Origin of the sequence: Pseudochrobactrum sp. AO18b, assembly GCF_000409565.1 — a bacterium.
GTDB classification, from domain to species: domain Bacteria; phylum Pseudomonadota; class Alphaproteobacteria; order Rhizobiales; family Rhizobiaceae; genus Pseudochrobactrum; species Pseudochrobactrum saccharolyticum.
In genome coordinates this window covers 1-12,139 of the sequence record NZ_ANNO01000478.1, presented here as the reverse complement: position 1 = coordinate 12,139, position 12,139 = coordinate 1, and the positions used below count along the sequence as shown (strand labels likewise).

The 12,139-nt window shown below is 52.8% G+C and carries 9 protein-coding genes; 5 read left to right on the top strand and 4 right to left on the bottom strand.

What is annotated here, in order from left to right:
* Positions 1-84: 84 nt before the first annotated feature.
* On the top strand, positions 85-657 hold the full coding sequence (aac(6')-Ian, locus tag A918_RS0117705) for an aminoglycoside N-acetyltransferase AAC(6')-Ian (protein ID WP_051139090.1): 573 nt from the start codon (positions 85-87) through the stop codon (positions 655-657).
* Here aac(6')-Ian and recG read toward each other — a convergent pair.
* Entirely contained in the window at positions 609-2,741 is a 2,133-nt protein-coding gene (gene recG / locus A918_RS0117700) for an ATP-dependent DNA helicase RecG (protein ID WP_022712339.1), read from the bottom strand. The genes aac(6')-Ian and recG overlap by 49 nt on opposite strands.
* A 110-nt stretch (positions 2,742-2,851) precedes the next feature.
* Between recG and A918_RS0117695 the strand changes: the two genes are divergently transcribed.
* The 3 genes from A918_RS0117695 to A918_RS0117685 are packed head-to-tail and all read left to right on the top strand — an operon-like array spanning position 2,852 to position 7,529.
* The gene (locus A918_RS0117695; protein ID WP_022712338.1) at positions 2,852-3,154 is read left to right on the top strand and encodes a succinate dehydrogenase assembly factor 2; all 303 of its coding nucleotides are present in this window, start codon (positions 2,852-2,854) and stop codon (positions 3,152-3,154) included.
* Positions 3,155-3,197: 43 nt separating this feature from the next.
* Positions 3,198-6,695: a transcription-repair coupling factor gene (mfd, locus tag A918_RS0117690; protein WP_022712337.1), complete on the top strand. Its 3,498-nt coding sequence runs from the start codon at positions 3,198-3,200 to the stop codon at positions 6,693-6,695.
* 21 nt (positions 6,696-6,716) lie between these two features.
* Entirely contained in the window at positions 6,717-7,529 is an 813-nt protein-coding gene (locus tag A918_RS0117685; protein WP_022712336.1) for an alpha/beta fold hydrolase, read from the top strand.
* Between the two features lie 2 nt (positions 7,530-7,531).
* On the opposite strand, the gene A918_RS0117680 is transcribed toward A918_RS0117685, so the two are convergent.
* The 3 genes from A918_RS0117680 to A918_RS0117670 form a co-directional block, all read right to left on the bottom strand.
* Positions 7,532-8,341: a class I SAM-dependent methyltransferase gene (locus A918_RS0117680; RefSeq protein WP_022712335.1), complete on the bottom strand. Its 810-nt coding sequence runs from the start codon at positions 8,339-8,341 to the stop codon at positions 7,532-7,534.
* A gap of 91 nt (positions 8,342-8,432) precedes the next feature.
* Positions 8,433-9,107, bottom strand: a complete 675-nt coding sequence (locus tag A918_RS0117675) for a DsbA family oxidoreductase (RefSeq protein WP_022712334.1) — start codon at positions 9,105-9,107, stop codon at positions 8,433-8,435.
* Positions 9,108-9,138: 31 nt separating this feature from the next.
* Complete coding sequence (locus A918_RS0117670) at positions 9,139-10,875, bottom strand: extracellular solute-binding protein (RefSeq protein WP_245257357.1); 1,737 nt, start codon at positions 10,873-10,875, stop codon at positions 9,139-9,141.
* A gap of 701 nt (positions 10,876-11,576) precedes the next feature.
* On the opposite strand from A918_RS0117670, the gene A918_RS0117665 reads away from it, so the two are divergent.
* Positions 11,577-12,139, top strand: a 563-nt coding sequence (locus A918_RS0117665; protein WP_022712332.1) for an invasion associated locus B family protein, incomplete at its 3' end; no start/stop codon positions are given.

Genomic DNA, 12,139 nt, shown 5'->3' with positions numbered 1-12,139 from the left:
CAAAGCAGTCTGTTTTTTCAAAGCCCGCTTGTCTCAGATAAGCGGGCTTTTTATTTATAGATCATAAGCAGCGGGAGGATGGTTATGCTGGTGCAGCAAGGCAGATTGGCGATACGTGTTTTGCAGAAAAGCGATGCGCCGGTAATGCTGCGCTGGCTGCAGGATGAGCGGGTGCTGGAATTTTATGAAGGGCGCGACAAGCACTTCGACCTGCAAACGATCATCGAAGTTTTTATCGATGATCAGGGGGAAACCACACCGTGTCTGGTGTTGCTGGATGATAAACCGCTGGGCTATGTGCAGTTCTACCCGCTGGATCGCGAAGATAAACAGGCGCTGGAACTACCGGTTGAGGACGTGATCTACGGGCTGGATCAGTTTATCGGCGAACCGGATTTCTGGGGGCTGGGACTTGGCACGCAGCTTGTTTTACTGGTGCGGGATTATCTCATAACAAAAAAGGCCGCACATCGCCTTGTTCTCGACCCGCAAAGCCGCAACTCACGCGCAATTGCCTGTTATGAAAAATGCGGCTTTGAAAAACTCCGCATGCTGCCCGCCCATGAAATGCACGAAGGGCAGCTGCAGGATTGCTGGCTGATGCAGTATTATCCCGCACGCAGCAATCTGATTGCCTCGTCACGGCCGAAAATATAGAGCAGCAGACGAAGCGCCTGACCGCGCTCAGATTGCAGATCAATATCGCGCTCCAGCATCAGCCGAGCATCTTTGCGGGCGATCTCCAAAAGATCAGTATGCGCTTCCATAGAGGCGAGTTTAAAGCCCGGCGTGCCGGACTGACGGGTGCCGAGAAGCTCGCCTTCACCGCGCAGTTTCAGGTCTTCTTCGGCGATGCGGAAGCCGTCTTCCGTTTCGCGCATCACTTGCAAACGTGCCTTGGCAATCTCACCCAGAGGGCCTTTATAGAGCAGCAGGCAAGTGGATGGCTTATCACCACGCCCGACACGGCCACGTAGCTGATGCAATTGCGACAGGCCGAAGCGCTCGGCATGTTCGATCACAATCACTGTGGCATCCGGCACATCAACGCCGACTTCAATAACGGTGGTGGCAATCAACAGGCTTGTATCACCGCGCTTGAAGGCCAGCATGGCATCGTCTTTTTCCTGTCCGGTCATGCGGCCGTGAATGAGGCCCAATTTGTCCCCAAACACCGGCAGAAAGGACTGAAAGCGCTCTTCGGCAGAGGTCAGTTCAACATGTTCTGATTCTTCCACCAGCGGGCAGATCCAGTAGATTTTCTGCCCCTCAGAGATTGCCTTACGCATCCGGTCAACAATTTCACTCAACCGCTCACTTGGCACAATCGCTGTGGTGATCGGCTGGCGGCCTGCCGGTTTTTCTGTGAGCTTGGAAACATCCATATCGCCAAAGGCGGTCAGAACCAGCGTGCGCGGGATCGGTGTTGCAGTCATCACCAGCATATCCGGCGCAGTGCCCTTGGCGGTAAGCTGCAGGCGCTGATGCACACCGAAACGGTGCTGCTCATCAATAATCACAAACACCAGATCATGATATTCAACTTTATCCTGAAACAGCGCATGGGTGCCGATGATGATATGAATTGTACCATCCGCCAGTTCGTCGAGAATGCGCTGGCGTTCTTTGCCTTTTTCACGCCCTGTCAGCAAAGCAGCTTTCAATCCGGCTTTTTCAGCCAGTGGTGCTATGGTGGCAAAATGCTGGCGCGCCAGCACTTCTGTCGGTGCCATCAAAGCAGACTGTCCGCCCGATTCTGCCGCATGTGCCATAGACAACAGACCGACCACGGTTTTACCGGCACCGACATCACCTTGCAGCAGACGCAGCATACGTTCCGGCTGCTTGAGGTCGCCGATAATGTCTTTAACCGCCTGTTCCTGACCTTTTGTCAGGGTATAGGGCAGGTTGGCCAATATCTGCGCGGTGATTTTGCCTGTGCCATTGAGCGGGCGGCCGGAGAGGCGCTTGGTCTTGGCGCGTACCAGTGCCAGAGCCATTTGTCCGGCGAGAAATTCATCATAGGCGAGGCGGCGGCGTGAAGGGCTGTCCTGCGCAATATCTTCCGGCTCTTCCGGCAGATGCAGATGATGCAAAGCTTGCGAGAAAGACGGAAAACCTTCCCGCTGCATCAGCGTCTTATCCTGCCATTCCGGCAGATCAGGGATGCGTGTCAGCGCATCGCGCATCGCGCGTGCCAGTGTTTTGGGTGAAAGACCGGCAGTCAGCGGATAGACCGGCTCGATCAGCGGCAGATCATCACTGCCGTCAATCGGCGCAATATGATCGGGATGTACCATTGAAGCGCGGCCGTTGAACCATTCCACCTTGCCGGAGACGATGACTTTCTCTCCGAGCGGCAGGCTCTTTTCCAGCCACGGGCGCTGGGCACGGAAGAAAACCAGTGTTACTTCGCCCGTATCATCATGGGCATAAATGCGATGGGGCACGGAGCCACGCATAAAAGCACCGGATTTGGCCGTAGAGGGTGAGAACTGATATTCATCAACTGTCACTTCCAGCGTGACCACGGCCCCTTCCTGCGCAAAAGCCACATCCGGACGGTTGCGCCGGTCGATCACACTGTTTGGTGGTAAGAACAGCAATTGTCCCACACGCGGCTCAAGCATCGTCGCGCTTTCCGCGCCGAGCAGTTTCAGCAGCAGAGCAGAGACTTTAGGCCCGATACCGGTGAGGGTGCGGACGGATGCAAACAGGGGATCAAGCAGACTTGGACGCATGAAAGCAAACTTACTTAGATCTTATTAACTTGCAAGCTGACATCGCGCTCATCCCGCGTTATATGGCTGGTAACATACTTGAATACACAGACGTTAATCCGGAGAGTGATATGAGCACAGGCAGTAAATTATCGGGCACCGAGGCAGGCGCACAGCTGGATCCGCGTCGTCGCAAGCTGCTGTTCCGCTCATGGCACCGCGGTATGAAGGAAATGGATCTGATCTTCGGTCAATATGCGGACATGCATATTGCAACAATGGATGAAGATACATTGAATGAGTTTGAACGCCTGCTCGAAGTGCTCGACCGCGATCTGTTCAAATGGATTACCGGCGAAGACAAAACACCTGAGGCTTTTGACACGATTTTGTTCCGTGATCTTATTTTGTTCCGCGATAAAATCGACTATTGATTTTTCTCAATCAGAAGCTCGAGTAATATAGCAGAGACATCCTATGCCCGTATTTTCTAAACTTGGTCTGAAACCGGTTCTCGTCAATCATGTGCTGATTGATGGTGTCGCCGATGGTTATGAAGCCTTTGTGCTGGCCAAGATTTTGGAAGAGGCGGGTGATAAGGGGCCTGTCCTGTTTATCGCACGCGACGGACAGCGCGTGGCCGATATTGAGCAGGTGATCGGCTTTATCATGCCGGAACTGCCGGTATTGCATATTCCGGCATGGGACTGTCTGCCCTATGACCGCGTTTCCCCAGGTGCAACGGTTTCTGCCAGACGTCTGAATGCGTTGAGCCAGTTGAGTGCCCTGCGGGAGCAGAAACATCCGGCGCTGATTATTGCCACAGCCAATGCGGTGTTACAGAAGCTGCCGCCGCGCGCTGTGTTGGCTGAGCAGAGTTTCTCCGCACGTCCGGGCAACCGCGTGAATATGGATGAACTGACCCAGCGCCTTGAACGCAACGGCTTTGAACGCGTGCCGACAGTGCGCGATGTCGGTGAATTTGCCGTACGTGGTGGTATTCTTGATCTGTTCGTGCCAGGTGCGGAAGAGCCGCTGCGTCTGGATTTCTTCGGCGATACGCTGGAAAGCATCCGCGCCTTTGATCCGGCTTCGCAACGCACCACCGAGACACGCAAGGAGTTCACTCTCCAGCCGATGAGCGAGATTACGCTCTCGCCGGATATGATCAGCCGCTTCCGTAAGAACTATATCGCTGCCTTTGGTGCACCGTCGCGTGATGACGCACTTTATGCTGCGATCTCGGAAGGTCGTCGCTTCGCCGGTATGGAGCACTGGCTGCCATTGTTCTATGACGAGATGGAAACGCTGTTTGATCATACAGGCGCAATGCCGGTGGTATTCGATCATCTGGTGCCGGAAGCCATTGCCGAGCGTCACAAGCTGGTGCTTGATCATTATGACGCCCGCCAGAAACAGGCCGAGGGCAAAGAAGCAGCAGATGCTATTCCCTATAAGCCTGTAGCACCAAGCCAGCTCTATATGTCGCTGCGCAAGGTGGAAGAGGCGGCAGAGGCCAATGGCAAGCGCTATGACCTCACGCCTTTTGAAGCGCCGGAAGCCAGTGGCCGGCATATTATCCATGCAGATGCCCATAAAGGCCGCAGCTTCGCTGAGGAACGCGCTGCTAAAGACGTCAATCTGTTTGAGGCCGTAACCAAATATATCGCTGAACTGCGTGCAAGTGGCAAAAAGATCATGATCGCCGCATGGACGGAAGGCTCGCTTGACCGTCTGTTACAGGTACTGGACGAACATGGTCTGGAAAAGATCGAGACAGTCAAAGACCTGCGTACGGTCAAAGCGCTGTCGCGCGATAAGATCACTGCGACTGTGCTGGCGGTAGAAAGCGGTTTTGATGCCGGTGATCTGGTTGTGGTGGCCGAGCAGGATATTCTCGGTGATCGCCTGATCCGCCGTACCAAAAAACGCAAACGCGATGCGGATTTCATCTCTGAGGCCGGTAGCCTGACCGCGGGCGATATCGTTGTGCATGTCGATCACGGTATCGGTAAATTTGTGGGCTTGCGTACGATCACCGCTGCCGGTGCGCCGCATGATTGCCTTGAACTGCATTATGCCGGTGACGACCGTCTGTTCCTGCCGGTTGAAAATATTGAACTGTTGTCGCGCTATGGCTCGGAAGGCTCAAGCGCTGTTCTCGATAAGCTCGGCGGCGGTGCATGGCAGGCGCGTAAAGCCAAGCTCAAGAAGCAGCTGCTGGAAATGGCCGGACAGCTCATTCGCATTGCCGCAGAACGTGCTATGCGCGGTGCGCCGGTGCTGAACCCGCCGGATGGTCTTTATGGTGAGTTTGCTGCCCGTTTCCCTTATGACGAGACAGAAGACCAGCAGCGCGCCATTGATGCGATCTTTGACGATCTTGGCGATGGCAAACCAATGGATCGTCTGGTTTGCGGTGATGTTGGTTTTGGTAAAACCGAAGTCGCGCTGCGTGCAGCCTTTGTAGCTGCGCTTAACGGCTATCAGGTGGCTGTTGTTGTACCGACCACACTGCTGTCACGCCAGCATTTCAAAACCTTCTCCACGCGCTTTAACGGCCTGCCGATCAATGTTGCCCATGCCTCACGTCTTGTCGGTAGCAAAGAACTGGCACTGACCAAGAAGGGCGTTGAAGAAGGTACTGTCGATATCGTTGTCGGCACCCATGCGCTGCTTGGCAATTCGATCAAGTTCAAAAATCTCGGCCTGCTGATTATCGACGAAGAGCAGCATTTCGGCGTGAAGCATAAAGAGCGCCTCAAAGACCTGAAATCCGATATTCACGTGCTGACACTCACCGCAACGCCGATCCCGCGTACGCTGCAGCTGGCGCTCACGGGCGTGCGTGAATTGTCGCTGATTACCACGCCGCCGGTTGACCGTATGGCCGTGCGTACCTTCATTTCGCCTTTTGATGCGCTGGTCATCCGCGAAACACTGATGCGCGAGCGCTATCGCGGCGGCCAGAGCTTCTATGTCTGCCCGCGTATTTCCGATCTTGCCGAGATCAAGGAATTCCTTGACCAGCATGTGCCGGAACTGAAAGTTGCTGTGGCCTATGGACAGATGGCTGCCGGTGAGCTGGAAGACATTATGAATGCCTTCTATGACGGGCAATATGATGTGCTGCTCTCCACAACCATCGTGGAATCCGGACTGGATATTCCGACTGCCAATACTATGATCGTGCATCGTGCGGATATGTTTGGTCTGGCACAGCTCTATCAGTTGCGTGGCCGCGTTGGCCGTTCCAAGCAGCGTGCATTTGCGCTGTTCACACTGCCTGCGGGCAAAACTCTGACCCAGACAGCGGAACGCCGTCTCAAAGTACTGCAATCGCTGGATACTTTGGGCGCTGGTTTCCAGCTTGCGAGCCACGATATGGATATTCGCGGTGCGGGTAACTTGCTGGGTGATGAGCAGTCCGGTCATATCAAGGAAGTCGGTTTCGAGCTGTATCAGCAGATGCTGGAAGAGGCGGTTGCCGAGCTGAAATCCGAAGGCCCTGTGATTGACAGCCATTGGTCGCCACAAATTGCGGTTGGCACGGCGGTGATGATACCGGAAACTTATGTGCCGGATCTGCAATTGCGTCTTGGTCTCTATCGTCGTTTGGCCGATCTGGAAACAACGCAGGAGATCGACGGTTTTGGTGCCGAGCTGATCGACCGTTTTGGCCCGCTGCCGGAAGAAGTGCAGCACCTGCTCAAGATCGTGTTTATCAAGGCGCTGTGCCGCAAGGCCAATGTTGAGAAACTGGATGCAGGGCCGAAAGGCATTGTTATCCAGTTCCGTGAGAAGACCTTCTCGAATCCGGCAGGTCTGGTGCAGATGATTGCGGCACAGGGCTCGCTGGCGAAGATCCGGCCGGATCAGAGCATTGTGTTTATCCGCGATTATCCGACCGCTGAAAAACGCCTGACCGGTTCAGCCGTAATCATGACGCAACTGGCAAAAATCGCCGGAGAATAAGCAAAAAACAGGGGGAATAGAATGCAAAAACAGCTTGTTGAAACCAGACATGGCCGTCTTGAGGTCATGACAAGCGCAGGTAAGGGCGCACCGGTTTTGTTTATTCACGGCAATTCTGCGTGCAAGGAAGTGTTTCACAAGCAGTTTGAATCCTCTCTGGCGCATGATTTCCGGCTGATTGCTTTTGATTTGCCGGGACATGGCGCTTCTAATGATGCTGCTGATCCGCAAAAATCCTATACATTGCATGGCTATGCGCAGGCCGCAGCCGATGTGCTGAAGGCGCTGGATGTATCATCGGCAGCCGTGTTCGGCTGGTCGCTCGGCGGGCATATCGGTCTGGAAATGATTGCGCAGCAGGCACCGGTCAACCGGTTGATGATTACCGGCACGCCGCCATTTGCCAAAGATGCGGATGCGGTAGGTCAGGCTTTTGTGCCGAGTGAAGCGTTGAAATATGGTGGTCAACGTGATCTGGACGATGCGGAGGCACAATCCTATGCGCGTCATGTGGTGCATCCGGATAAACCAACACCGGCTTTTATGGTGGATGCCGTGCGCAGAACCGACGGGCTGACACGCCAGACAATGTTCGAAAATATTCTGGCGGAGAATATCGCCGACCAGCAGCATATGGCTGAGAATTGCCCCGTGCCGCTGGCTATCCTCAATGGTGCTGAGGATCATTTCATCAATAATGCGCATATCGCATCGCTGAATTATAAGAACCTCTGGGAAGAGACGATTTTCCTGCTGCCACAGGTCGGCCATGCGGCTTTTCTGGAAAAGCCGCAGCTGTTTAACCGCATATTGGAACGCTTTCTGCGCGGCTAATCTTATGGTTTGCGCAGGCGCACAATCCATGCAATCGGCGTAACGCGCGTATCGGCAACGACTTCTTCTTGTGCCGCCAGTTCTTTCGAGGCCATTGGTTCAACACTGGCCTCGAGAATGAAACCTGCAGCGTTGATCATGCCGATCCATTCGCTCAAAGTACGGTGGAAGCGCGGAATATTGAACGGTTTATGCTGCTCGCGCTCAGTTTGCGGAACGCTTGAAAACAGCCATGTCTCAAGACTGCCGTCAATATTCTCAAAATAATCTGCAACCAAAACCGCGGTTACTTTACCATTCTCATCACGAATATTCTTACGAAACGGCGGCACAAAACACGGATGCAGAATGGTGAACTGGAAGAAACCCTGCGGTTTAAGAATGCGGAATACTTCTTTCAGCACGTCGCCCTGTTGCGGCATATCCATCATCGACATGAAGGCGCTGGCGAAGTCAAATTGTGCATCATCGAACGGCAGGTGCAGGGCATCCGCCGTCAGATAACGGATACCAAGCGGCTCGTTTTCTTCATATTCGGAAGCATGGTGCACAAAGGTTGGCGCAATATCAATGCCGGTCATTTTCGCACCGGCGCGTGCCAGAGCGCGCGTATTGGCACCTTCACCGCAGCCGACATCTAACCCGTTCAAGCCTTTGATATCCGGCAGCATTTCCAGAAAAGCCGGTGTGTGCAGCGCATCGCGGTAAATATCATAACCAGCGCGGACAAGCTTCGTCCATGTCGCAGCATTGGCCTCCCAATTTTCTGATACTGAGCGTTTCAATGCATCATTTGTGGACTGACCTGCCATAGAGCACCTTTATAATGGAAGGAAAGACGAAAAAGGCTCCTTGGTGAGCACCAAAGAGCCTTAGAATAGTATTGTTGCAGTGGTTTAAAGATCAGCGATCTTCGCTCAGACCCGGCTCATAACCTTCTGCAATCTGACGGATAGCATCAGCCATGGCTTCGGCGCTCTGTGCACCCATGACCGCATATTTCTGATCGAGAATGAAGCATGGCACACCGGTCACGCCCATCTGTCCGGCAACGGCGATTTCCGCACGAACATTGTCGCTGTCCGTGTCACCTTCAAGCAGGGTTTCGATAATGGTATATTCCATACCGGCATCTTCTGCGGCTTCGATCAGGATTTCATGGCTGCCGATATTTTCGCCCTGTTCAAAATAGAGTGAGAACAATTCGCCGACAACGCGATCCTGTACTTCCGCGCTGACTTCACCCGCCCAGCGGATCAGGCGATGGGCATCCAGTGTATTGGGTGCCACTTCAATCGCATCAAAGTCGAACTCTATGCCTTCTTCTTTGCCGATGGCGATCAGCTGGTCATGCACTTCATTCACGCGGCTCTGGGAGCCGAGCTTTTCAACCAGATAGCGTTTGCGCTCTTTGCCTTCAGCCGGAAGTGTCGGGTCGAGCTGAAACGGACGCCAGCGCACTTCAACATTCAGTTCCGGCAACATTTCAAGGGCGGCTTTCAGGCGCTGACGGCCCAGAAAGCACCACGGGCAGACGACATCGGAAATAACATCGATTGTGATTTGTTTATTAGTCATGAAATTACCTGTCATCATTTGCCAGTTATTATTAGTTCACAGAGGTGGTTTCAGTCCACCATGTAGGGAATTGATAGCCGTAAAGCGAGGTTTTTTGTGGAATTTTTATCCGTTCCCACCGTGCAACCTGCTGTTTCGGCAAATAATAGAGTGGCAGATAATAGCTGCCGGAAATCAGTAACCGGTCAAAGGCGCGCACTGCATCGGTAAAAGCAGGGCGGTCTTTTGCGGCAAGCATGGCTTCAATCATCGCATCAATAGCCGGATCCTGCGCACCCGGATAGTTGAAACTGCCGGATGCATCACGGGAGCCGGAACCCCAGCGCATCCATTGTTCATTGCCGGGTGAGAGCGAGGCTGTCAGCGCACCGATAATCATATCATAATCGAAATTCTGCAAGCGCTGCTGATATTGTGCATCATCAGCACTGCGGATTTCCGCAACAATACCAAGCCGTGCCAGATTGCGCTTATAGGCCAATGCCAGCTTTTCCTCATCGACCGAGCGGGTCATGATTTCGAAACTCAGACGCGTGCCTTCCGGTGTGTGTGCTACGCCGTTTTCAAAGGTAAAGCCTGCCTGTTCCAGAAGATCATAGGCTTTTTTGGCAGGCGCACGGTCATGACCGCTGCCATTGGTTGTGGTCGGGCGCCATGTGCCGTCCATTGTTTCCGGCAGGATTTTATCCTGATAGGGCGCGAGTAACTGCTTTTCACCTTCACTCGCCGGACGACCGACGGATGATAATTCCGAACCCTGCCAGAAACTCGCCATACGGTCATATTGACCGGAGAACAGCGAGCGGTTTGCCCATTCAAAATCAAAGAGTTCGGAGAGCGCGCGCCGGACTTTGACATCGGCAAATTTTTCTCGCCTTGTGTTGAAGACAAAGCCGAGCATATTGGCCGGTGTGCCTTTGACAAAAGTGTCCTTAATGACTTTCCCTTGTTTTACCGCAGGGAAATCATAGGCTTTGCTCCAGTGGTTAGGTGAACCGTCAACATAAACATCGACGATTCCCTTCTTGAAAGCCTCGAAATAGGAGGTTTCATTGCGGAAATATTCGATGGTGATGGTGTCGAAATTGCTGAAACCGCTGCGGCTCGGCAGGTCTTTTGCCCAGTAATCAGGATTGCGCTGATAGGTAATGCGCTCACCAGGTTTAACAGTCTTAACAATATAAGGGCCGCTGGCGATCGGTGGCTTCAGTGAAGCTTTGCCGAAAGTTTCCGGATCAACGGCATGTTTCGGCAGCACCGGCATAGTACTGGCCAGCAGTAACGGGAATTCCCTGTCAGCCTTGTCATTAAAGGTAAAACGGATGCCGCGTTCACCGGTTTTCTCGATTTTGGCAATGCGGTTCATACGGGCATTATAGGGCGGGCGACCTTTTTCCGTCAGGATTTCATAGGTGAATATCACATCTTCCGGTGTCACCGGGTTGCCGTCAGACCATTTTGCCTGTTCGTTCAGTGTGAATTCAATAAAACTTCGCGCATCATCCGTTTCAACACGCTCTGCCAGCAGGCCGTAAAGCGTGAAAGGCTCATTGGCAGAACGCTGCATCAGCGTTTCAAACATCAGATTGCCGAAATCCGCATCATTGAACATGCCGCGCGCTGTGGTGCGCATGCTTTGCAGAACAAACGGATTGAGACTGTCAAAGGTACCGACCACACCATAGGTGATATTGCCGCCTTTAGGTGCTGCCGGATTGGTATAAGGGAAGTGTTTGAAATTGGCTGGCAGCGCAATGTCGCCATGCATGGACAATGCGTAGGATGGCACGCTGTCTTGTGCGGTAGCTACAGTCTGCGCCTGTGCTGTATCATGAGTAAAGGGCAGGCCGGTTGTGCCAAATGCGATTGCCAGAACGGAGGTTCCCAGCATGGCAAGCAGATGACGCCTGTTGATGATGCGCGGGAAGGGCTGGAACGGCTGTGTCATTGGTCAATCACTATCCGGTAAAATTATAAGAATGCTCTGATTTGTCAGAATTTTGCGTGTTTTTGATTAATTTTGAGAATGTTTGAGGATTATACCGTTCCGGTACCATATTTGATTCGTATCAGATGCACTGTATAAACCGCTTTTTTAGCGGGAATATGCAGCAAGCCACAGAATTATAATATGAAATATTGACCGGCCGGTTTTCGTTTTCTGATAAGTCAGGCGGGAAATGCGTTGTTTTTATAGCGCAAATCGACGTTAAAAAACTATGGTTAATAAAACGGCACTGGATAATGCGTTACAGTCAGTGTAACACCGCAAATAACGCAGGGTCACGCTGTTGCCGTATTTTATCCGCAGTCATGGTTGCGAAAATTCGGTTCACTTGCTGATCCGCAAGGGGAAAATGTTGTCTTGCCAGTCTCGATGATAATTCCCGTAAAAAATACAGGCTGTTTATTTCTCTGAAACAGCATAGCCAGAATTCAGATCAGAGTGTTGAAAGGAACCTGTTGATCATGACCAGCACGAAGACATTCGCTGCCGCATCCGCAATTGCCGGCGCCGTTGCCCTGCTTGCAACCGCGACCCTTCCGGCCACAGCTCAACAGCTGCCGCCGCAGGGATGGTTCAAGGTCTGCTCGAAGCAGGAAGATAATGATATTTGCAATACACAGAATATCGTGACTGCAGATTCCGGTCAGCTGCTGACCGCGATCAACCTGATCGAAATCAAAGGCAAGATTAATCGTAAGATTTTTCAGGTTTCCGTTCCGACCGGTCGTCTGATCCCTGCCGGTATCGGCATGCAGATTGATGCGAACAAAACCACCAAGGTTGAATACGGTATCTGCTTCCCGGATCGCTGCATTGCAGAAGCTCCGCTGACAGATGAAATGGTCAATGCGCTGAAAAAAGGCGGCAAGCTGACCCTTACATCCGTAAACTTCCAGAATAAGCCAAATCCGATCACTGTTCAGCTCACCGGTTTCTCCGATGCTCTGAATGGCAAGGGTCTGCAGCAGAACGAACTTGAACAGCGCCAGAAAGAACTTCAGGACGCAGTTCAGAAGCGCCAGAA

Coding starts and splice junctions, on each gene's coding strand:
- recG (WP_022712339.1), bottom strand. CDS start 2,741: ATGCGTCCAAGTCTGCTTGATCCCCTGTTTGCATCCGTCCGCACCCTC.
- A918_RS0117695 (WP_022712338.1), top strand. CDS start 2,852: ATGAGCACAGGCAGTAAATTATCGGGCACCGAGGCAGGCGCACAGCTG.
- mfd (WP_022712337.1), top strand. CDS start 3,198: ATGCCCGTATTTTCTAAACTTGGTCTGAAACCGGTTCTCGTCAATCAT.
- A918_RS0117685 (WP_022712336.1), top strand. CDS start 6,717: ATGCAAAAACAGCTTGTTGAAACCAGACATGGCCGTCTTGAGGTCATG.
- A918_RS0117680 (WP_022712335.1), bottom strand. CDS start 8,341: ATGGCAGGTCAGTCCACAAATGATGCATTGAAACGCTCAGTATCAGAA.
- A918_RS0117675 (WP_022712334.1), bottom strand. CDS start 9,107: ATGACTAATAAACAAATCACAATCGATGTTATTTCCGATGTCGTCTGC.
- A918_RS0117670 (WP_245257357.1), bottom strand. CDS start 10,875: ATGCATGGCGACATTGCGCTGCCAGCCAATTTCAAACACTTCCCTTAT.